The organism is Vibrio sp. 1557 (assembly GCF_033340175.1).
In the GTDB taxonomy this organism is placed as follows: domain Bacteria; phylum Pseudomonadota; class Gammaproteobacteria; order Enterobacterales; family Vibrionaceae; genus Vibrio; species Vibrio alginolyticus.
This window is the reverse complement of sequence record NZ_JAWOVZ010000017.1, coordinates 69,709-90,903: the sequence shown is the minus strand read 5'-3', so window position 1 is coordinate 90,903 and position 21,195 is coordinate 69,709. Positions and strand designations below refer to the sequence as shown.

General features: G+C 44.3%; 14 protein-coding genes. 5 read left to right on the top strand and 9 right to left on the bottom strand.

The window, feature by feature from the left end; translation table 11 throughout:
* Positions 1–117: 117 nt before the first annotated feature.
* From crl to R7070_RS17985, 4 genes are all read right to left on the bottom strand, one after another.
* Positions 118–507 (bottom strand): sigma factor-binding protein Crl, encoded by a 390-nt coding sequence (gene crl, locus R7070_RS18000; RefSeq protein ID WP_005381584.1) that lies wholly within the window; start codon positions 505–507, stop codon positions 118–120.
* Positions 508–622: 115 nt separating this feature from the next.
* Positions 623–1,870 (bottom strand): esterase FrsA, encoded by a 1,248-nt coding sequence (gene frsA, locus R7070_RS17995; protein WP_005381586.1) that lies wholly within the window; start codon positions 1,868–1,870, stop codon positions 623–625.
* Between the two features lie 91 nt (positions 1,871–1,961).
* Complete coding sequence (gene tet(34), locus R7070_RS17990) at positions 1,962–2,426, bottom strand: oxytetracycline resistance phosphoribosyltransferase domain-containing protein Tet(34) (RefSeq protein WP_005381590.1); 465 nt, start codon at positions 2,424–2,426, stop codon at positions 1,962–1,964.
* Positions 2,427–2,690: 264 nt separating this feature from the next.
* Positions 2,691–3,980, bottom strand: a complete 1,290-nt coding sequence (locus tag R7070_RS17985; RefSeq protein ID WP_005381592.1) for an NCS2 family permease — start codon at positions 3,978–3,980, stop codon at positions 2,691–2,693.
* Between the two features lie 1,024 nt (positions 3,981–5,004).
* On the opposite strand from R7070_RS17985, the gene R7070_RS17980 reads away from it, so the two are divergent.
* A complete protein-coding gene (locus R7070_RS17980) occupies positions 5,005–6,477 on the top strand; it encodes an aminoacyl-histidine dipeptidase (protein ID WP_005381594.1) in 1,473 nt (490 codons plus the stop codon).
* Positions 6,478–6,541: 64 nt separating this feature from the next.
* Here the strand turns inward: R7070_RS17980 and R7070_RS17975 are convergent, their stop codons facing one another.
* On the bottom strand, positions 6,542–7,081 hold the full coding sequence (locus tag R7070_RS17975; RefSeq protein ID WP_053306530.1) for a DUF3332 domain-containing protein: 540 nt from the start codon (positions 7,079–7,081) through the stop codon (positions 6,542–6,544).
* Positions 7,082–7,411: 330 nt separating this feature from the next.
* Here R7070_RS17975 and R7070_RS17970 point away from each other — a divergent pair, with 330 nt between their 5' ends.
* The 3 genes from R7070_RS17970 (at position 7,412) to R7070_RS17960 (ending at position 11,488) form a co-directional block, all read left to right on the top strand.
* Positions 7,412–8,479, top strand: a complete 1,068-nt coding sequence (locus R7070_RS17970) for a succinylglutamate desuccinylase/aspartoacylase family protein (RefSeq protein WP_054576939.1) — start codon at positions 7,412–7,414, stop codon at positions 8,477–8,479.
* 263 nt (positions 8,480–8,742) lie between these two features.
* Positions 8,743–10,929, top strand: a complete 2,187-nt coding sequence (locus R7070_RS17965) for a TonB-dependent receptor domain-containing protein (protein WP_213909970.1) — start codon at positions 8,743–8,745, stop codon at positions 10,927–10,929.
* A 118-nt stretch (positions 10,930–11,047) separates the two neighbouring features.
* Entirely contained in the window at positions 11,048–11,488 is a 441-nt protein-coding gene (locus R7070_RS17960; RefSeq protein ID WP_005381599.1) for a hypothetical protein, read from the top strand.
* 90 nt (positions 11,489–11,578) lie between these two features.
* Here the strand turns inward: R7070_RS17960 and R7070_RS17955 are convergent, their stop codons facing one another.
* Positions 11,579–11,887 carry a DUF3622 domain-containing protein gene (locus R7070_RS17955; RefSeq protein ID WP_025998700.1) on the bottom strand — a complete coding sequence of 103 codons (309 nt, stop codon included), beginning with the start codon at positions 11,885–11,887 and terminating at the stop codon, positions 11,579–11,581.
* A 327-nt stretch (positions 11,888–12,214) separates the two neighbouring features.
* Complete coding sequence (purL, locus tag R7070_RS17950) at positions 12,215–16,108, bottom strand: phosphoribosylformylglycinamidine synthase (RefSeq protein WP_047102118.1); 3,894 nt, start codon at positions 16,106–16,108, stop codon at positions 12,215–12,217.
* Between the two features lie 299 nt (positions 16,109–16,407).
* On the opposite strand from purL, the gene mltF reads away from it, so the two are divergent.
* Positions 16,408–17,985 (top strand): membrane-bound lytic murein transglycosylase MltF, encoded by a 1,578-nt coding sequence (mltF, locus tag R7070_RS17945; protein ID WP_025998701.1) that lies wholly within the window; start codon positions 16,408–16,410, stop codon positions 17,983–17,985.
* A 588-nt stretch (positions 17,986–18,573) separates the two neighbouring features.
* On the opposite strand, the gene tadA is transcribed toward mltF, so the two are convergent.
* Both tadA and R7070_RS17935 read right to left on the bottom strand, forming a co-directional pair.
* Positions 18,574–19,083, bottom strand: a complete 510-nt coding sequence (tadA, locus tag R7070_RS17940; RefSeq protein WP_065274227.1) for a tRNA adenosine(34) deaminase TadA — start codon at positions 19,081–19,083, stop codon at positions 18,574–18,576.
* A gap of 250 nt (positions 19,084–19,333) precedes the next feature.
* Entirely contained in the window at positions 19,334–20,893 is a 1,560-nt protein-coding gene (locus R7070_RS17935) for an AbgT family transporter (protein WP_017635695.1), read from the bottom strand.
* Positions 20,894–21,195: the final 302 nt, after the last annotated feature.

Sequence of the window (21,195 nt, the reverse complement as noted above, 5' to 3'; positions counted from 1 at the left end):
TCTTCTGAAGTGAAAAACAAATAAAGAGAGGATGTTTTAACAATCAAATAGGGAATTAACAAGAGAAAAGGTGCGTTTTCGCACCTTTTTGTTTGGTATTAAATGAAAACAACCAAATTAAGCGAAATCGAAAGACTCCGTGTGATATTCGACTTCTAATTTGAAGTGTTCTTCTAAAGTATCAACCAGCTTTTGATGGAATGTGCTCTGCGTGAGATACACTTCCTCTACCACTTTTTTGGGAAGGGCTTCAGATACCCATTGCCCTTCTTTGTTGTACTTGCCAATATGATATTTAGCAGTAAAGCCTCCCTCGATGGATTCCAAATCCATCCACCAGCCCCAAAATTCACGCTTCTCAGGCGATTTTTTGTCGTCTACACATACAGATAAACAATCAAAATAATAGCGCCCTTCTTGCGATTGTGGTTCGCGCAGGTAAGGCCCTATCGCCTTCAACTTTGACATCAAGCGAAAGTGAGTCGGGCCCTGAGTCGTCTCTGACATATGAATCTCCGTTTTCATAGTTAAAAGTAAACACCCAAGAATGATTATTATTTTTAATTATCATGAGCTTATTTTTTGCTCAGATATATCACTCTTAACTAATTTAGGAGAATTGTCACCCTAATAATTCATCTTCTAGCCACTTTATGGCTAAATCGAGGGATTGCTCATATCCTTTTGTAATTGTTTTGGAACTGATTTTTTTCGCTCTACCATACTGGCTAAATAGAGCAACAAGTTGATTATCACTGTGTGGCGACACTGGATCGCCTTCAAGACTCAAAGCCAAAATAGGCACTTTGGTTTTTCGACTGCTCAGGAAGCCCTGAACCTTCAATGACCACGCCATCATCTGACCTGCCATGCTATTAATATCAACCGCATTTTTCCCCAAACGGGAAGCCAAAAGATCTAAATACATCTTCGGCATTTTTTGTAACTTCTGAGGGGAAGTAAAAATATCATGTACGGGTGCGCCTAGAGCGACACAAGCTTTGATCTTTTCCTGCTCGACAAAAGAAAGTCTGATCATGGCATTACCACCAAAACGAAACCCAACTAACCCCACTTTGTGATGATCAACCCAAGGTAGCGAGTAAAGCTCATTCAATACCGCTTGATGTAGGCAACTTGAATTCTCGGTCAAGGGCCAATGAGAGCTATGCCCTACCGAAGGCATGTCTACGGTTAACATCGCAATATCTCGCGGTGCAAGACGATTACGGAACAAACGCCACATGTCGGTTTGTAGAGTATCCAAACCAGCGCTCACCATGACCACTGGCAACTGTTTATCCGTTCTTGGTAAATGGAGGTTCGCGATGATTTTGCGATTTTGGTAAGGCACTTCAATTTGCTTGATGGTGTACTTAGTTTTTTCTGCGCCGTCAGAATACGCTTTGTTTGCCAGCACTTGAGCCTGCGATGCCAAGTTATCATTTTTTAAATGTGGGTAGCCTGCAATACTAAAACACAAAGAAGCAGTGAAGAGTTCATCCGCTGCCTCTTCTCCTTGCATTTCATTTGCTCGCTTCTGATGATCCATACCAAGCTTGATCCACTCAAATGTCCAGTTACCACTGTGATAACCCATTACAGTGTCTAACCAATCATCATTGGTTCGCGAGTGAGATGATGAAGCAATTTTGGACAGTACGCCTTCCATTTCGATCGGAGACAATCCTTGCCAAGCCCATTGCAAGCGACGCAAATGACGATACCAAGCACGATCACCCTGCGCTTCTCGTTCATCAAGTATTTTTTTACTGGTCGGCATGTACTGGGTAAGCGCGGAGGTTTCTTTTGCTTGCTTATGTTTCACGAACAAAGTTTCGGAAAGATTTTTACTGACGTCTTCAGACATAGGAAGAACCCTAGGCTATTAGCATGATTTAATATCATAATAAAAAAAATGCCCCTATAAAGGGGCACTTCTCAATATTCTTTAACCGCGCTTATTTTTGCTTGCGGTTTACTGGCTCAGCATACTGGATTGACATATCCCAAGGCTGCTCGATCCAAGTGTCTTGAGCAATATCTACAACGTAATCATCCAGCAGCTCTTTGCCTGATGGTTTCGCACACACAGCGATCATTTTCGCTTTTGGATACATCTCACGTAGTTTGCGCGCTGTATCACCACTGTCTACTAGGTCTTCAACGATTAGGTAACCTTCGCCATCACCTTCAGGTGCTTTTAGTACCGTCATATCGCGCTGATGATCATGGTCGTAGCTTGAAATACAGATTGTATCAACGTAACGAATACCCAGTTCACGAGCCAAAATAGCGCCAGGAACCAAACCGCCGCGGCTTACCGCCCAAATTCCTTTCCATTGCTCAGCTGGCATTTGTTTCTCAGCCAGTTCACGGCAGTAAGTCTGCATTGCATCCCAAGTGATAATGAATTTTTTACTCATTGTAATAACCTAATAATTTGAAAATATGCATCCTCAAAATCTAGCGAAGTCACTCAAAAGCGGAATGCTCACTAACTTCTCCAAAATGTTTGGAGACGAGGATTTCAAGCTGCGCAAACGATTATTCTACCGAAACACACCGCTAATACCAACGGTGATATCAAAATTCTCTGCCTATTCCGCAGAAAAACCGTCTTCTGTGAACAACGTAAAAAAAGAAAAAGCCAGCGTGAATAAATCCACACTGGCTTTTTGCTCGAGAAATTAACCGACGAGGTATTTAACGATGAAGATGGCTGACATCACCCATACACTCATCGACACTTCACGGCCCTTACCGCTGAATAACTTGATCGCCGCGTATGCGATAAAGCCTAACGTGATACCTTCTGCAATCGAGAATGTTAGCGGCATAACTAAACAAGTCACAACAACTGGGGACGCTTCAGTTAGGTCACGCCAATCAATGCTTACTAGCCCAGACAGCATCAAGATCGCCACATAGAATAGCGCACCTGACGTTGCATAAGCAGGGATCATACCCGCAAGTGGTGAGAACAATAGAGCAAGTAGGAAGAGTACACCAACAACCACGGCTGTTAGACCAGTACGCCCACCCGCAGCCACACCAGAAACGCTTTCAATATAAGATGTCGTGTTAGAAGTACCAAGTAATGCACCTACTGACGTTGCTGTTGAGTCTGCAAGTAACGCTTTGTTTAAACGAGGGATGTTGCCATTCTCATCAGTTAGACCTGCTTTTTGAGAAACGCCAACGAGCGTACCTGCGGTGTCAAATAAATCGACAAATAGGAAAGCAAATACGACGGAAATCATGCCTACTTCAAACAAACCAGAGAAATCCAGTTGCATGAAAGTTGGCGCAATGCTTGGTGGCGTTGACATAATACCGCCCCACTGCACATCACCAAATAGAAGACCAAGCGCTGTAACGCCAAGAATAGCGATCATCACCGCACCTTTCACACCACGGTGAACCAATGCAATCGTAAGAAAGAAGCCAATCGCGGCCAATACAGATGGCAATGATGTGATCTCTCCCATAGAAACTAATGTCGCTGGGTTATCAACGACGATACCTGCATTTTTTAATGCGATAAACGCTAAGAAAAGACCAATACCAGCTGAAATACCTGTTCGTAGAGAATGCGGGATCGAGTTAATAATCCACTCACGGATCTTAAATACGCTTAAAAGAATAAACAGAAGGCCAGAAACAAATACAGCCGCTAACGCAACTTGCCACGTATAACCCATTCCCAATACAACAGAGTAAGTGAAAAATGCGTTCAGGCCCATTCCTGGTGCCTGTGCGATTGGGTAATTCGCAACAAATCCCATAATAAAACAGCCGATTGCGGCAGCAAGACAAGTCGCGACAAAAATGGCACCACGGTCCATACCGGTATCCGACAGGATCGCTGGGTTTACAAAAATAATGTAAGCCATAGTTAGGAAGGTCGTAACACCTGCAATGATCTCAGTACGCACATTTGTGCCATTTTCACTGAGTTTAAAAAGCCTCTCGAGCATGATCGAATCCTGTAAAGGTAAAAAAGTAAACGGTTGCGTAATCGATTGGCGGGAATTATAAAGTTATCAAATAGCAAATTCTAGATAGAATCTTCACTCTAATGCGTTTTTTTTCTTTGGATATGAAACACATTCTCTAACCTATCAAAGTAGGCAAAGGAATATATTCTTACAAAACAATAGGTAACCTAGATAACACAGTTCCCTAAAAGAGAATAAAAACTGAGCAATGTACTAAACTTTCAGATGAAAAAGGCCCATTTTTAACATGGTATCTAACAGATTTGATGGAAAAGTCGATAAAACCGAAGAATGGGGAATAGAAGAAGGCTTTGATGGCAATAAGTGAGTCAGGAAGAGAAAATAGAGATAAAAAAACGCCACCCAATGTGGGTGGCGGTGAATCATGTCAGCACTATCACTGAAAAAAAATTCCAATTTATAGGGGTGAACAAACTGTTCGAGTCACATGCGTTGACTTCACTTAGTAGCCAAAGCTTGTTGGGTATACAAAGTTACCGGTGTAAACAGACTTGCTATTCCAGAACATTGTACTTGGTAAACCTTTCATAACTATCACCTTTTAAATCAATTAAACATTCGTTGATTTCTCGGTTCCTTGGAGGCGATAAAACGGACTCATCCTTTGAGCATTTCATTCTTCTCTCAGAAGCTGGTTACAAATATACCACCAAGAAATTTAATTACAAGCATTTTAGTGATTGGAATCACAAAAAATACATAAATTGACCTTTATCAAAGTTTATATGTAATTAAATTACAATTTTATGAATTAAAAAATAAAGCCACTTTCAGAATGTATGATAGAGAACACATAGTGCTTGTTATTGTATTCACAAACTGTGACAGTTCTGAGAGAAATCCTTGTGATCGCGACTACTCGTACTCCTTATCTGGTGGTATGCTAACGGCAATTTGAAGGCCAAATCGTCTAGCATTTAATGCTACCTTGACAATATTTTTACGGTATATATTTGGCAAAGCACATCAAAAGGAGTCCTCCGTGTCTGAGTTCCATTCTGAGATCAGTACCTTATCACCTGCTCCACTTTGGCAGTTTTTCGATAAGATTTGTTCTATCCCTCATCCATCGAAACATGAAGAAGCATTAGCACAGTACATTATCAACTGGGCAACAGAGCAAGGCTTTGACGTTCGCCGTGATCCAACTGGTAACGTGTTCATCAAAAAGCCCGCGACACCAGGAATGGAAAATAAGAAGGCTGTTGTACTTCAAGCACACATCGACATGGTGCCGCAGAAAAACGAAGACACTGAACACGACTTCACCAAAGATCCAATCCAGCCTTACATCGATGGCGAATGGGTAACTGCGAAAGGCACGACGCTTGGTGCAGATAACGGTATTGGTATGGCTTCTTGCCTTGCTGTATTGGCATCTAAAGATATTAAGCACGGTCCACTCGAAGTTCTGCTGACGATTGATGAAGAAGCAGGCATGACTGGCGCATTTGGCCTTGAAGCTGGTTGGTTAGAGGGTGAGATTCTTCTAAATACAGACTCTGAGCAAGAAGGCGAAGTCTACATGGGTTGTGCAGGTGGCGTTGATGGCACCATGACTTTCGATATTTCTCGAGAATCAACGCCTGCAGGTTTTGTAACACGCCAACTGACGCTGAAAGGCCTAAAAGGTGGTCACTCAGGTTGTGACATTCACACAGGTCGCGGTAATGCCAACAAATTACTTGGTCGTTTCCTTGCCGGTCATGCTCAAGAGCTTGATTTACGTTTAGTCGAATTCCGTGGTGGTAGCTTACGTAATGCAATCCCTCGCGAAGCGTTTGTTACTGTCGCGCTTCCTGTCGAAAACCAAGACAAACTTGCTGAGCTGTTCAACCACTACACTGAGCTGCTTAAAACTGAATTGGGTAAAATCGAAACAGGTATCGTAACCTTTAATGAAGCGATCACGACTGACGCGCAAGTATTTTCAATCGCCGATCAGCAACGATTCATTGCGGCACTTAACGCTTGTCCAAACGGCGTAATCCGTATGAGTGATGAGGTGGAAGGCGTTGTTGAAACTTCTCTAAACGTTGGTGTGATCAGCACAGAAGAAAATAAAGTCACCGTGCTTTGCTTGATTCGTTCTCTCATTGACTCTGGCCGTAGCCAAGTGGAAAGCATGCTGCGCTCGATTACTGAGCTAGCAGGCGCACAAATTCAGTTCTCAGGCGCTTACCCTGGCTGGAAGCCAGATGCAGATTCCGAGATCATGGCAATTTTCCGTGATATGTATGAAGGCATTTACGGTCATAAGCCGAACATCATGGTCATCCATGCTGGTCTTGAGTGTGGCCTATTTAAAGAACCATACCCACACATGGATATGGTTTCTTTCGGTCCAACAATAAAATTCCCTCACTCTCCAGATGAGAAAGTGAAGATTGATACTGTTCAGTTGTACTGGGATCAGATGGTCGCGCTTTTAGAAGCGATTCCAGAGAAAGCATAATTCAATCACGAAAAACGACAAAGGGTGCCATACGGCACCCTTTTTTTGGTTTAGTTGAACCCAACTACACACGGTTTTGCGTGTAAGCGGCTAATTCATCCATTGAGGTTTGTGCAGCAACTTCACCATCAATGTAGTAAGTAACAAACTCACCATCGCGTACACCCATGAGTGTCGCCTTTTCACCGTTACTGTAAGTAATATCCATTTGAACAGTGTTCTCATCGATTTGCTGCATTCGCCCCTGCTCAATGACACGGTTATCCGCTAATGGTGCGATTGGTGCCGTCGTTAACGACTTATCTAACTGGTGATTGACATCAATGTAAGTATCTACCTTTGTATCGAAGATATGTGGCTTACCATTTAACGGGTTCTTACCCGTCCAAAATTCTAGAGAGTTAAACACGATATAATCCGCTGCGATCGCGACACCATAAACAGGCGCTAAAAGCATATTTAGGCCACCTCGAGCGTAACGGTTGTCAACAGCTTTCAAGTTAAACCCCATGACATAACCTGTCACGGCATTACTACCTACGCAACCTGAAAGTGAAACTGCTACCGCAGTCAATGCACCAATTTTAGCAATTGCCTTTTTCATCAAAACCTCTAGTTAGAAAGTGTGAAACCTCAAATTCGGCGCGGATATTATCGGATAAAAAGTAGGGTTAAAAGTCCGTTTTTTTGTCCTCCATGAACAGTATTATTTTTAATACAGTCACATTTTTTAAGGCTATTATTGCGCTCTCTTCTCTATGGCTTGTTATGTATTAAACTGATAGAAAAGATCATATTGAAAACAAAAACTTCACACATACCAAAATTTCACGCATGACGATTAAAGTAATTTGTCGTGTCCTTAATGAGAATGATTAGTGCGATTTTGCAGCAATTGTTACATTGCTGATGACGCATTTGACAGAGATGGTTTATGGCCAGAAGTAAAAAAAGCAAAGTGTTTGAGCTCTTAGGACATCAAATACAACCAGGGCAACGATTAGAGATCGAATTTGAAGCAGCGAAGCTATATACACATTCGCCTTTATCTATTCCTGTGGAAATAATCCATGGGAAACAAGAAGGACCAGTTTTAATGGTGAATGCTGCTATCCATGGTGATGAGCTTAATGGCGTAGAAATCGTTCGTCAGATCATTAACCAACTGGATCCACAAAAACTGAAAGGCACTGTCATTGCAGTACCTATCGTTAACGTTTTTGGTTTCATCCATAAATCTCGTTACTTGCCCGACCGACGAGATCTCAACCGTTGCTTTCCTGGCAGTGAAAAAGGCGCACTTGCATCTCGTATGGCACACGGGTTCTTTAACAACATTGCCAAGCGTTGTGACTACATTTTGGATCTACACACAGGGGCCATTCATCGCACGAACTTGCCACAGATCCGCGCAAACTTAAGCAACCCAGAAACTCTGCGTATTGCTCAAGCATTTGCAACGCCAGTGATTGTTGATTCAGCATTGCGTGATGGCTCTTTACGCAGTGAAGCAGAAAAATGTGATATTCCAGTGCTCACCTACGAGGCTGGCGAAGCATTGCGCTTTGATCCACTTTCGATCAGCGCTGGTGTGTTCGGGGTTCGGCGCGTAATGCAAGCCATTGGTATGTTGCGAGCGAGCAGGAAAAAGCTGCCTGAGCCTATCATAGCGAAGTCCACCAGCTGGGTTCGCGCGTCAGGTAACGGCATTTTGCGTACTGTCGTTAATCTGGGAGACAAAGTAGAACAGGGTGAAACGCTCGCTTATATTAGCTCTCCTCTTGGTCATGATGAGATAGAACTAAAAGCCCCGAAGCGTGGTTTAGTTATCGGTCAACAAACATTACCATTGGTGAACGAAGGCGATGCAATTTTCCACCTTGCCTATTTTAACCAAGGTGATAATGCTTTAGAGCAAGCAGTCGAAAGCTATATTGAAGGCCTCACTGAATTCGATGCCGAGCCGCTGACCACCGGACAGATACCGTTAGAAACTCAGTAATTCCTACCAAGTAGGCGCCTGATTAGCTCAAAAGGAGCAACAGTGCTCGCACTATCTTGTTTAAAGCCAATAAGCTCAGCGTCCATGATGCTGGGCTTTTTGTTTTATGTACGCTAACGATACTTATCGTAGTTTCCACGAATGGATAAAAAACTTTACAATCCGTCGCAAAAACACATTTGATAATTAATCTCATTATCATTTATTAATCGTAATAATGTTCTTATAATCCGAGCTTCATAAAAACACTATAAATCATCAATATGAAACGATTAAAAAGTCATCCACTCAAAGTAAATCTCATTTCACTGGCTTTGCTCTTCCCTCTTTATTCATATGCCGAGACAGCGCCAAATGAAGAGCTTGAAGTCATAGGCGTTCGTTATGCCAAACCTATTACCATTGCTGAGCCTGCGCAAACCACCATTAATTGGTCAGAGATTGAAGAGCAACAGTACTCTAATTTTGCCTCAATGATCGATGCCGTTCCCGGTGCATCAATAGATGGTGGCGGTCGTTCTGGTGGCGAACGTATTAACATTCGTGGTTTTGATGATCCAAGCGATATCGCCGTGTTTGTCGATGGCGCTCCAATTGGCTTTCAACAATACCGCTACGGTACCTTCTTTTTTGATCCGTTCTTAATTGGCGAAGCAGAAATTATCAAGGGCGCGCACGACTATCGAGCACTCAACGGGAAGTTTGGTGGCTCCATTCGCATTAAAACCAAAAGTGTCGATGATCTCCTGTACGGCGAAAGAAACTTTGGTGCTCGCATCTCAAGTGCATACAACACCAACGGCGATGAGAACGCCTACACGCTAACACTCTATGGTAAAAACGATACTGGTTTTTATTTTCTAGCGAATGGCTCGGTAAAAGATTCTGATGACATTAAAGTCGGAGGTGGTGAAACGCTGGATTACTCAGGTTATGAGCAAGAAAACATGCTCGTAAAGGTCGGTTATGAAAACAACGATCACGAGTTTGAAATTAGCCACACTCGCTACAAAGATGAAGGTCGTAAACCTTGGGCTAACCGCCGCGGAAAAATGCCTAACATCACCGAATACAATATCAAGAAATACGGCTCATTAGAAAAAGCCCAATACGCTTACACCGTCGATAACAAATACACGGACAACACCACGACCATCTCTTACCACTACATGCCGACTAACCCGTATATTGATTTCAATATCAAAATGGCACGTTCCGAAAACGATCGTCATTGGGTTCGCCCTGACGTAGCATTCGAGAAAATGTTCGTTTCTGTTGGCAGTTACGGTCATGAGTCATGGCTGAGTTACGAGCGTGATTACGTTGATGTGTTTAACCAAGCGCAATTCGGAGACCACACTCTAGTCACTGGGCTTCAATATCAAAAAACCGATAGAGACTCGTTAGTATTCAACGCATCATACGACAGTAATGAAGCGAAAAACTACGGTTGGTACACCCCTTACTACGAACCATCTGGCACGCAGTCAATTTATACCGCTTACATTGCTGATCACTATCAAGCAACAGACCGCCTAACAATCACACCTTCTCTGCGTTACGAATACATCAAGAGTGAAGGAAAAGGGAACGCTGCGCCGGATTATAATGATCCAGCTGCCGGACATAACTACGGTGAAACGACGCATAAAGGCTTTAGCCCACGTTTGGATATCGACTTTGATGCGAGCAATAATACGCGTTTAAACGCCTCCTACGCCTACGCTTTAAAAGCACCAACCGTTGATAACATCTACTCAGTGCAATATGCGCGAGCTACCGCTACGGCTACTGCTTTGAATCTGGACGTGTCTCGTATCCATGCTTATCAAGCAAGCGTTATCAACTTAACGGAAGGGCTGGTGAACTCTCGCGATAACCTCGCAACAGAGTTAACTATGTTCTATAACGATGTTAGCGACACAGTTGATATACGAACGGGCGATAACCTCGACAAAAATACTACTGAGTTACAAAGCTGGAATACAAACCTAGATGGCTTTAAAAACTATGGCTTTGAGCTAATTTCACAATACCGGATTGAAGATTTCTACAGTAATTTCTCAGCAAGTTACATTCGCGGCAAAAACAAAGGTAGCCTATCTGACTCTACAGGTTCAGATGATGATCATCCTGATGTACCGCCATTAAACATTAATCTGGGTTTAGGTTACGAATGGATTCCTGGTTTACGTACGGGCTGGGAAGTCCGTTGGTATGATGCGCAAACCAAAACCAAGGCAAGCGGTAATAATTTAAAAGTGAAATCGCCAAGTGAGCAATACACGCTACAAAACGCTTACGTGGTTTGGGAAATACAACAAGTCGAAGGCTTGAGCGTTGGCGCGGTTGTGAAAAACTTAACCGATCGTTACTACGAAGCATACCTATCTAATGGCGTGCCTTCGCCTGGTCGCGAAGTCAAACTGCACCTCACTTATCAATACTAACCATACCTAAAAGATGCAGGGCAGACATTAACTGCCCTGTTATATCGTATCCAATGGCCATAATTGCACGCCGTTTTATTTATCAGTATTATCATTTCCTTTTGCTTGCATACACATTATGAACAATCTAAAAACACGGCTTCTTCTGATTTGCTTCTTCCCTGTAGGTAGCCTAGCGCAAGCTTCTGAGAACATTGCAGACTACTTACAAGAACAAAGCAAGCACCAAGTTTCAGAAGATTTTTACGCACAGCCAACAGCAAATAACCTGAATCTAGATGCAAAAACTAACTCTTTAACTTGGCACGAAGATGGTAAGCCGGATCACTGTCGTTACGCCAAGCAGCCCAAAGACGTCGCAACACATTTCGACTACGGTGAAGCAAACGATCTATCTGACGGCTTACAACACTTTGATTTACCGGAAAGACATTCTGCAAAGGTCAAATCGACACATCGCACTTATGCTAATAACCCTCACCTTCTTCCTGGCAATAAACAATTTGCAGCCCCTGAAGACGGCACGTTTAGCCTGTCCGTATCATCGGATTGTTTTTAGCCGATATAAATAAAAAATGCCCTGAGACAAAACTCAGGGCATTTTCACTATTTGTTTGATGGGTAACGTCACCATCTCACCGATTTAAACTTATTCTTCGTCAGTGTCTACTTCGGTTTCACGTGCTTTGCGGGCTTCTTCTTTACGAACTTTTGCCGCTAGTTGTTCTGCTTCACGCTCTTGACGTTGCGCTGCTTTACGCTCGTTACGAACCACTTGGTTTTGGATAAATCCAGCCAGTTCTTGTTCAGCCCAAGCTTGTGCTTTCTCTTCGCTGTCAAAGCCTGTTTCACGCTTTGATACTACAGTCTTACGAGATGTCACTTGGCGAGTGATTTCTGCGCTCCAGCCGTTACGTTTTTCAGTGACGCGGATAGCAAATTTTGGATTCTTAGACATTTCTTTCATTTCCTAAGGGATTTAGGGATCAATCAGGGATTCGGTCAACTTGATAACTCCATCTAAGCTGAGCTGTTTAACACCATCCCTTGGTAAGCGCGGTATTAGAGCATAAAAGTAATCTAAACGCTGCAAGTTTTTTACGCTAGATAATAGATGACAAAGAAGAGGCAGAACAAAGCAACGTTTCGCCAAGTCACTAGAAAGAGCGACGAAGAAAAAAGAGTGATAAGAAAAAAGAGTGATAAGAAAAAAGAGTGATAAGAAAAAAGAAAGCGCTGGTCTCTCAACCAACGCTTTACTTAAGCTACATTAACCTTTGGTTAATTAACCGATATTCTTACGGGCATTTTGGAACATACGCATCCAAGCGCCATTTTCACCCCAACCTTCCGGAGCCCAAGAATTTGCAACTGTGCGGAATACGCGCTCTGGGTGAGGCATCATGATAGTTACGCGACCGTCTGCTGTTGTTAAACCGGTAATCGCGTTTGGCGAACCATTCGGGTTGTTCGGGTATTGTTGTGTTGGGTTACCGAGGTTATCCACGTAACGAACCGCAACCGTACCTGATGCCTCAATCGCTGCTAGGTGCTCTGCATCACGTACTTCTACACGCCCTTCACCGTGGGAAACCGCGATTGGCATGCGCGAACCAGCCATTCCGTCGAAGAATACAGAGTCAGATTTCTGAACTTCAACTAGACTAAAGCGCGCTTCAAAACGCTCAGATTCGTTGCGCACAAAACGTGGCCACAAGTCTGCACCTGGGATCAGCTCTTTCAGGTTTGATAGCATCTGACAACCGTTACATACACCTAAAGAGAACGTCTCTTCACGGTTGAAGAAGGCTTGGAACTGTTCACGAGCTTGTGCGTTAAACAGGATAGACTTAGCCCAACCTTCACCCGCACCTAGTACGTCGCCGTAAGAAAAGCCACCACAAGCTACTAGGCCATGGTATTCATCCAGTACCGCTTGGCCCGTTAGGATATCGCTCATATGGATGTCGGTTGCTTCAAAACCAGCTCGGTCAAACGCTGCTGCCATTTCGACGTGGGAGTTAACGCCCTGCTCACGTAGGATTGCCATCTTAGGTTTAGCACCTTTCGCAATGTACGGTGCTGCAACGTCTTCATTTACGTCGAAGCTGAGCTTAACGTTTAGACCAGGGTCAGAGTTGTCTTTCTTAGCTTCGTGCTCTTGGTCTGCACACGCAGGGTTATCACGTAGACCTTGCATCTTATGCGTTGTTTCAGCCCAGATAACGCGTAGTTCGGTACGTGAACGTTCAAGCACAACTGCATCACCAGAAGTGATAACAAAGTCGTCTGAAGCTTCAACAGAACCAATCACATGTGAGCATGCCTCTAAGCCGTTTGCCGCCAGAGTAGATAGAACTGAATCTAGATCATCATTCTTAACTTGAACAACCGCACCTAGCTCTTCGTTAAATAGAACGGCTAGCGCATCATCACCCAGCTCTGCGATGTTCGCTTTTACGCCACAGTGACCCGCGAATGCCATCTCAGCCAGTGTAACAAACAGACCGCCGTCGCCTTTATCGTGGTAAGCCACTAGCTTGTCATCACGTACTAACGCTTGCATTGCATCAAAGAAGCCTTTTAGCTGCTCTGCATTATCTACGTCAGCAGGTTTGTCACCCAGCTGTTTGTATACTTGTGCCAATGCTGTCGCACCTAAGCGGTTTTTGCCGTTACCCAAGTCAACAAGAACTAGAGAAGTATTTCCTTTGTCAGTGCGTAGTTGAGGAGTCACGGTCTTACGTACGTCTTCCACACGACCAAATGCCGTGATAACTAGCGACAGTGGAGAAGTAACTTCTTTGCTCTCGCCGTTTTCTTCCCACTTGGTTTTCATCGACATGGAGTCTTTACCAACTGGGATAGTCAAACCTAACGCAGGACACAATTCTTCACCAACCGCTTTCACTGCTTCGTAAAGACCCGCATCTTCACCTGGGTGACCCGCTGGAGACATCCAGTTCGCAGACAGTTTAATATGTTTAATATCACCGATGTCTGTTGCCGCAATGTTCGTTAGTGACTCACCAACGGCTAGGCGAGCCGATGCACCAAAGTCTAGTAATGCCACTGGCGTGCGCTCACCCATCGACATTGCTTCGCCATGGTAAGTGTCGTAGCTTGCCGCTGTTACTGCGCAGTTTGCTACTGGTACCTGCCAAGGACCAACCATTTGATCACGAGCAACCAGACCCGTTACTGTTCGGTCACCGATAGTAATTAGGAATGTTTTTTCTGCAACAGCAGGAAGACGAAGTACGCGATCCACTGCTTCATTAAGCTCAATACCATCACGAACAATGGCAGGGCTTTCCACTTTTAGTGTGGTTGCGTCACGGTGCATCTTCGGTGGCTTACCAAGCAGGATATCCATTGGCATATCGATTGGCGTATTGTCGAAGTGAGAATCTTCTAGCGTTAGATGACGCTCTTCTGTCGCCACACCCACCACTGCATACGGTGCGCGTTCACGCTTACAGATGGCGTCGAATGCTTCCATGTTTTCTGGCGCCACCGCTAGAACGTAACGTTCCTGTGATTCGTTACACCAGATTTCCAGTGGGCTCATGCCCGGCTCATCGTTTGGTACATCGCGTAATTGGAACTTACCGCCACGCTCACCGTCGTCGACAAGTTCAGGCAATGCGTTAGAGATACCGCCTGCACCCACATCGTGGATAAATGCGATTGGGTTATCGTCGCCTAACTGCCAACAACGGTCGATCACTTCCTGACAGCGACGTTCCATCTCTGGGTTTTCACGCTGTACCGAAGCGAAGTCCAGATCTTCTGCTGACTGACCAGATGCCATGGAAGATGCCGCACCACCACCAAGACCGATGTTCATTGCCGGACCACCAAGTACGATTAGGCTCGCACCTACAGGGATCTCTTTCTTCTGTACGTGTTCATCGCGGATGTTACCCATACCACCAGCAATCATGATTGGTTTGTGGTAACCACGAATTTCTTCACCCGCATGAGAAGTGACTTTTTCTTCGTAAGTACGGAAGTAACCCAATAGATTTGGACGACCAAATTCGTTGTTGAATGCCGCGCCGCCAAGAGGACCTTCAAGCATGATGTCTAACGCATTCACAATACGACCCGGCTTGCCGAAGTCGGTTTCCCATGGCTGTTCAAAACCAGGAATACGTAAGTTAGAGGTTGTAAAACCAACCAGACCCGCTTTTGGCTTACCGCCGATACCCGTCGCGCCTTCGTCACGAATTTCACCGCCTGAGCCAGTCGATGCGCCCGGCCACGGAGAGATTGCCGTTGGGTGGTTGTGCGTTTCTACCTTCATCAAGATGTGCGTATCTTCATGGTGGTACGTGTATTGACGAGATTTAGGGTCAGGGAAAAAACGCCCCGCTTTAGAACCTGTCATAACGGCTGCGTTGTCTTTGTATGCAGACAGCACATAGTCAGGTGTCGTTTCAAAAGTGTTTTTGATCATTTTGAACAAAGACTTAGGTTGATCTACCCCGTCGATAGTCCAATCTGCGTTAAAAATTTTGTGGCGACAATGCTCTGAGTTCGCCTGAGCAAACATCATCAATTCAATGTCGTTTGGGTTACGCCCAAGCTTAGTAAAGTTCTCTACCAAGTAATCAATTTCATCTTCTGCGAGTGCCAAGCCAAGGGAAACGTTTGCCTCTTCAAGCGCAAGACGACCGCCAGCTAAGATATCAACATGTGCGACAGGCTTAGGCTCTGCAACAGTAAATAATGCTGATGCGGCTTCAAATTCTGTGAATACTGTTTCCATCATGCGGTCGTGAATTAACGCTTTAACAGCGTCAGCTTGAGCTTCTGAGAGAACAACTGAAGATTCGACATAATAAGCCGTACCACGCTCTAGACGTTTCACTTTCTCCAGACCACAGTTAACAGCGATATCGGTAGATTTAGAAGACCAAGGCGAGATAGTGCCAGGACGAGGCGTGACAAGAAGTAGAAGACCTTCAGGCTCATGCTCTTCGATGGTTGGGCCGTAAGTTAGTAACTTTTCAAGTTTTTCTAACTCTTGGTCATCAAGGTCTGACTTTAGATCGGCAAAGTGCATAAACTCGGCATAAATGCCAGTTACAGGCAGATCTTGTTCACGACAAAGTTCCAGTAGTTTATTAACACGAAACTCAGAAAGAGCTGGGGAGCCACGCAAAATTCTCATGTGCTTAGGTCTCTTATGCAATTGATTAAGGTGATATTGGAATAAATTCAGACACTTAAAATAAGCCCTGTCGAACCTATGCCGATTCCACCTCGTCATTGCGAGCGCATTATATAGTAATTGTTTTTGTGATGTAACACCAAAAGCAACCGTTTGCGTCATTTTTTTTGTCAAATTTGAATTACAACTAAAATGTCGATAAAACACACAATGTCACGTTATAAGTGTGTGATTCACTTTGCCCCATGAGCTCGCTTTGATATAAAGGCAAATAGAAATTTTCCAAGATGTACCTATCAATGCAAATAAGTCACTTCAACCGGCTCAAGCGCAGTGCTCTAATTTTAGTTTCTGTTCTTTTACTCTCTGCTTGCCAGATTGAGTCGGAGCCCAAAAGTGAATTTGAAAAAATTCAAGAACGTGGTGTGCTTCGTGTTGGCACGCTAAACAATCAGCTTTCCTACTACATAGGTCCCGATGGTCCCGCAGGGTTGGATTACGAATTGGCGCGTCAGTTTGCGGAGCAGCTCGGCGTCAAACTCGAGATTAAACCAGCCTTTCGCCAAGCTGAGCTTTTTCCTGCTCTTAAGAAAGGAGATATCGATATCATCGCTACGGGTTTAAATCAAACGTCACAAGCAGTCAAACGATTTAGACCAGGCCCTGCCTATTATTATGTAAGCCAACAAGTGGTATATAAAAAAGGGCAACTTCGACCACGTGATATCGAACAACTCATTGAATACCAAGCCTCGAAAGACGACGAGTCCGACGAAGATACAAATGCAGGCGCTCAAACATTAAAGATCGTTGAACAATCGCAATATGTTCCGACCCTAACAGCGTTAAAGAAGCAGTATCCAGAACTTCAGTTTGAAATTGTTGGTGATGCTGACACGAGAGACTTACTCAAATACGTATCGAAGGGTGAGTTACGTTTTACTGTGACTGATTCGGTGGAACTTTCCCTAGCTCAACGCCTTTACCCCGATCTTGCGCTCGCGTTCGAACTTACAGAAGATCAACCTGTGTCTTGGTTTACTCGACGTTCTGAAGACGAAAGCTTGTATGCAATGCTGATAGAGTTTTTCGGTAACATCAAACAATCAGGAGAACTGTCCACCCTCGAAGAAAAGTACATTGGTCATATTGAAGCATTTGACTACGTTGATACTCGCGCATTCATTCGAGCTCTGGATGACAAATTGCCTAAATGGGCACCTTTATTCCAAAAATACAGCGAAGAGTTCGACTGGCGATTAATTGCAGCATTGGCTTATCAAGAGTCACATTGGAAACCAACAGCAAAATCGCCAACGGGTGTTAGGGGGATGATGATGCTTACTCTGCCAACAGCGAAAAGCGTCGGGGTAACAAACCGTTTAGACCCTGAGCAATCTGTTCGTGGTGGTGTCGAGTACTTACGTCGCATTGTAGGTCGCGTGCCTGATAGCATCAACGAGCATGAAAAAATATGGTTTGCGTTAGCTTCATACAATATTGGTTACGGCCACATGATGGACGCACGACGACTCACCAAAGCACAAGGTGGCGATCCGAACGCTTGGGCCGATGTAAAAGATAGGCTGCCTTTACTGCGTCAGAAGCGCTATTACAGCCAAACTCGCTATGGGTACGCCAGAGGCGATGAAGCGCGTAATTACGTAGAAAATATTCGACGTTACTACCAATCCATCATTGGTCATGTCAGCCAACAGCCAGCGATTGATGAGAATAGCGATGACTTGCAAGTGATTCCGCCGCTCAACCCCGACATTTTGATATCGGGCGCAGTAGAGACCGTCGTAGAACAAGTCTCTGGCGCTTCTGACGTCACGGTTGAAGAAGACACCGAACAAGAAAGCATTGAAGAATAAACCCGCGGTAAACTAGAAAATGACGAGCCTATGAAGCTCGTCATTTTTGTTGAGTCCTAACGAAAACTTATCTAGACTCCAATATTCTGAGTGACACCAACCACACTCAACCATTCCTTTGGTTGGTCGCCTTTTCTTCATCGTTAGTAAAACTGATGGCTTTGTAACAGATTACTTTACAACCACATGGTTTAGCTCACTTGATGAAGCGGCGCTTTCGGCTACACTCTGCCGAAATAACGTCACTCCTATTATTAAGCATCGTATTGAAATTGTTTGCTGGCTCTGTGCAATGCAGAAGTCAAATGAAGAACGTTTAAACCATACAATGTTTAGTGCGATTATCGAGCCTATTGCCAAGCATCGATGAGCCGCGCTTTACTGGTATAAGTCTTGTCTGCAGGAGGTTTTGAATATGAGAAGACGTAGAGTGCAGTCAAAGCGTTTAAATAACACAGTAGCTGCTATCCGACGTAAACGTAAACTGACATGTATGAAAAAGAAAGTAAGTTCACGTAATCGTGTTTTTGTACATCTAGTCAATCACTAGTGCGTCCAAGCAAACATCTACCACGTTGTAGGTGTTTGCTAGCCCTCACTACTCCTACTACCTTGTTCGCTCTCTCCATTTTCTAATGCTTTTTGTGCTTGCTTCTTCGCTTTAATTTCCTTTCGGCGGCGCTTAAAAAACGCTTGTAGCTGAGTACGGCACTCATCTTCTAGCAGCCCCTTTTCAATTAAGGCGTAATGGTAAGCGGCTTGACTTTCAAACAAATTAAGCACTGTTCCTGCTGCTCCAGCTTTTAAATCTGGCGCTCCAAAAACAACCCGCTTAACGCGGCTATGCAATAAGGCTCCGGCACACATTGGGCATGGCTCAAGTGTTACATATAACGTCGTATCCAGAAGGCGGTAATTTTCTAGCTTTTGGCCTGCTTTACGCAGCGTTTGGATCTCAGCATGTGCGGTAGCGTCATTAGTACCAATAGAGCGATTCCACCCCTCAGCGATAATTTCACCATCTTTGACAAGCACTGCGCCAACAGGTACTTCCCCCTCAGCTTCTGCTTGCTCAGCAAGCTCCATCGCTCTGCGCATAAACAATTCATCTTGAGGGGTAAACGGATGGTTAGACAAAGGAGGCTCCAAAGAAACAAAAATGATTGAAGTCGGGAATTTTATCACCAACTTCGGCTTCACTACAGCGACACATCACGGGACAAAGTCTGCAACTCCAAAAAACTAGTTACAAGACCTATCGATGTTCGTTTTACGAGAACAAAAAAGCGCAGATCGAAGACCTGCGCTTTTTGGCTGCCAATTAGCGGCTTTCACACCCTAAACGTTTTTACATTGTGTAAGTGTAAGGAGCTTGAATGCCTAGCGGGATACCTACCATCCAATAAGCAACTAGGAAGATAGACCAACCGATCAGCATTGCGATCGAGAATGGCATCATTAGTGACGCAAGCGTACCGATACCAGCCGACTTCACATAACGCTGACAGTAAACCACTACAAGAGGGAAAAATACCATTAGAGGCGAAATGATGTTCGATACAGAGTCACCCACACGGTAAGCCGCTTGAGACAGCTCAGGCGAGATACCAACCGCCATTAGCATTGGCACTAAGATTGGACCAATTAAAGCCCATTTTGCCGATGCCGAACCAATAAGTAGGTTTACAGACGCGGTTAGAAGGATCATACCGATGATGGTCACTTCACCTGGTAGGTTCATCGCTTTTAAGCCTTCTGCGCCATACAACGCTAGCATCGTACCGATGTTTGACTGAGCAAATGCAGATAGGAACTGAGCACAGAAGAACGACATAACAATGTATGCGCCCATGGTTGACATAGTATCAGCCATCGCTTTGATAATGTCGTTGCTGGTCTTGAACGTTCCAGACACTTTACCGTAAACGTAACCAGGAATGATAAACAGAATAAAGATCAACGGCACGATAGACTTCATTATCGGTGCTGAGAAGGCAGTAATTTCACCTTCAGGCGAGCGAAGTGCTGATGTTTCTGGAATTAACGCTGCAACAAGTAAAGCAATACCCGCCATCATTGCCCAACCTGCATAACGGAATGCTTTTGATTCCAGTTCAGTAAATGAACCTAGGTTTGGCGCGGTTTCCGCATCATCATCAATTGGCATTTTTGATAAACGAGGCTCGATGATTTTCTCTGTCACGTACCAACCAATCCCCACAATAATGATAGAGGATAGGCCAGTGAAGAAGATGTTCGCTAATGGGTTAACCACATATTCAGGATCAAGAACCTGCGCCGCAGTTTGCGTAAAGCCAGCCAATAGCGGATCGATACCTGAAGGGATAAAGTTTGCAGAGAAGCCACCAGATACACCTGCAAATGCTGCCGCAATACCTGCTAAAGGGTGACGACCTGCCGCATGGAAGATAATACCGCCAAGAGGAATAACCAGAACATAGCCTGCATCTGCCGCAGTATGCGACACAATAGCAACCAAAATCAGCATTGGAGTAAGAAGCTTAGCTGGCGTGAAGTTCAGCATCTTCTTAAGACCCGTCGTAATAAAACCCGAAGAATCTGCAACACCCACACCTAGCATTGCGACAAGTACGATACCCAGTGGCGCAAAGCCAGTAAACGTCGTCACCATGTTAGCAAGGAAACTTGCTAGCGCTTCGCCCGTAAGTAAGTTGGTGATAGTAAGAGCTTCGCCCGTTCGAGGGTTTGGAAGATCGAATGATACATTCGACAAAAGTGCTGACGCCGCCCAAGTAATGATCAATGCCCAGAAGAACAAAATCGCAGGATCAGGGATTTTGTTACCTGTCCTCTCGATAAAGTTTAAAAAGCGCTCCATCCCGCTCGGCTTCGATGATGGTGCTTTATTTACAGCTTGGTTACTCATGGTAACTCCATAGTGAATGATGTTGGTGCCAAGGCCTATTTGAATAATTATAACGGCCTACTATCCAACGAGTATTCTAGTAAACACTAATGGAGAAAGCACAAGGTTCTAGATTTTTTTTCATAATTGGAGACATATTTTGCAAAAAAACAAAACCAAAGATACAAGCCTGAAACATTATGGAAAAATCAACATATACATTTAGTAAACGAGCTGGCAAAAACAGAGGTTGCATAGAGCGATGAATAGATAGTTTTAAGAAAAGAAACTATACGTGATGAGAAGCAAGAAATAATTCTCTT

Coding starts and splice junctions, on each gene's coding strand:
- tadA (WP_065274227.1), bottom strand. CDS start 19,083: ATGCGCAGAGCGATGGAGCTTGCTGAGCAAGCAGAAGCTGAGGGGGAA.
- R7070_RS17955 (WP_025998700.1), bottom strand. CDS start 11,887: ATGTCTAAGAATCCAAAATTTGCTATCCGCGTCACTGAAAAACGTAAC.
- crl (WP_005381584.1), bottom strand. CDS start 507: ATGTCAGAGACGACTCAGGGCCCGACTCACTTTCGCTTGATGTCAAAG.
- R7070_RS17935 (WP_017635695.1), bottom strand. CDS start 20,893: ATGAGTAACCAAGCTGTAAATAAAGCACCATCATCGAAGCCGAGCGGG.
- purL (WP_047102118.1), bottom strand. CDS start 16,108: ATGAGAATTTTGCGTGGCTCCCCAGCTCTTTCTGAGTTTCGTGTTAAT.
- R7070_RS17975 (WP_053306530.1), bottom strand. CDS start 7,081: ATGAAAAAGGCAATTGCTAAAATTGGTGCATTGACTGCGGTAGCAGTT.
- R7070_RS17960 (WP_005381599.1), top strand. CDS start 11,048: ATGAACAATCTAAAAACACGGCTTCTTCTGATTTGCTTCTTCCCTGTA.
- R7070_RS17985 (WP_005381592.1), bottom strand. CDS start 3,980: ATGCTCGAGAGGCTTTTTAAACTCAGTGAAAATGGCACAAATGTGCGT.
- R7070_RS17970 (WP_054576939.1), top strand. CDS start 7,412: ATGGCCAGAAGTAAAAAAAGCAAAGTGTTTGAGCTCTTAGGACATCAA.
- R7070_RS17965 (WP_213909970.1), top strand. CDS start 8,743: ATGAAACGATTAAAAAGTCATCCACTCAAAGTAAATCTCATTTCACTG.
- frsA (WP_005381586.1), bottom strand. CDS start 1,870: ATGTCTGAAGACGTCAGTAAAAATCTTTCCGAAACTTTGTTCGTGAAA.
- mltF (WP_025998701.1), top strand. CDS start 16,408: ATGCAAATAAGTCACTTCAACCGGCTCAAGCGCAGTGCTCTAATTTTA.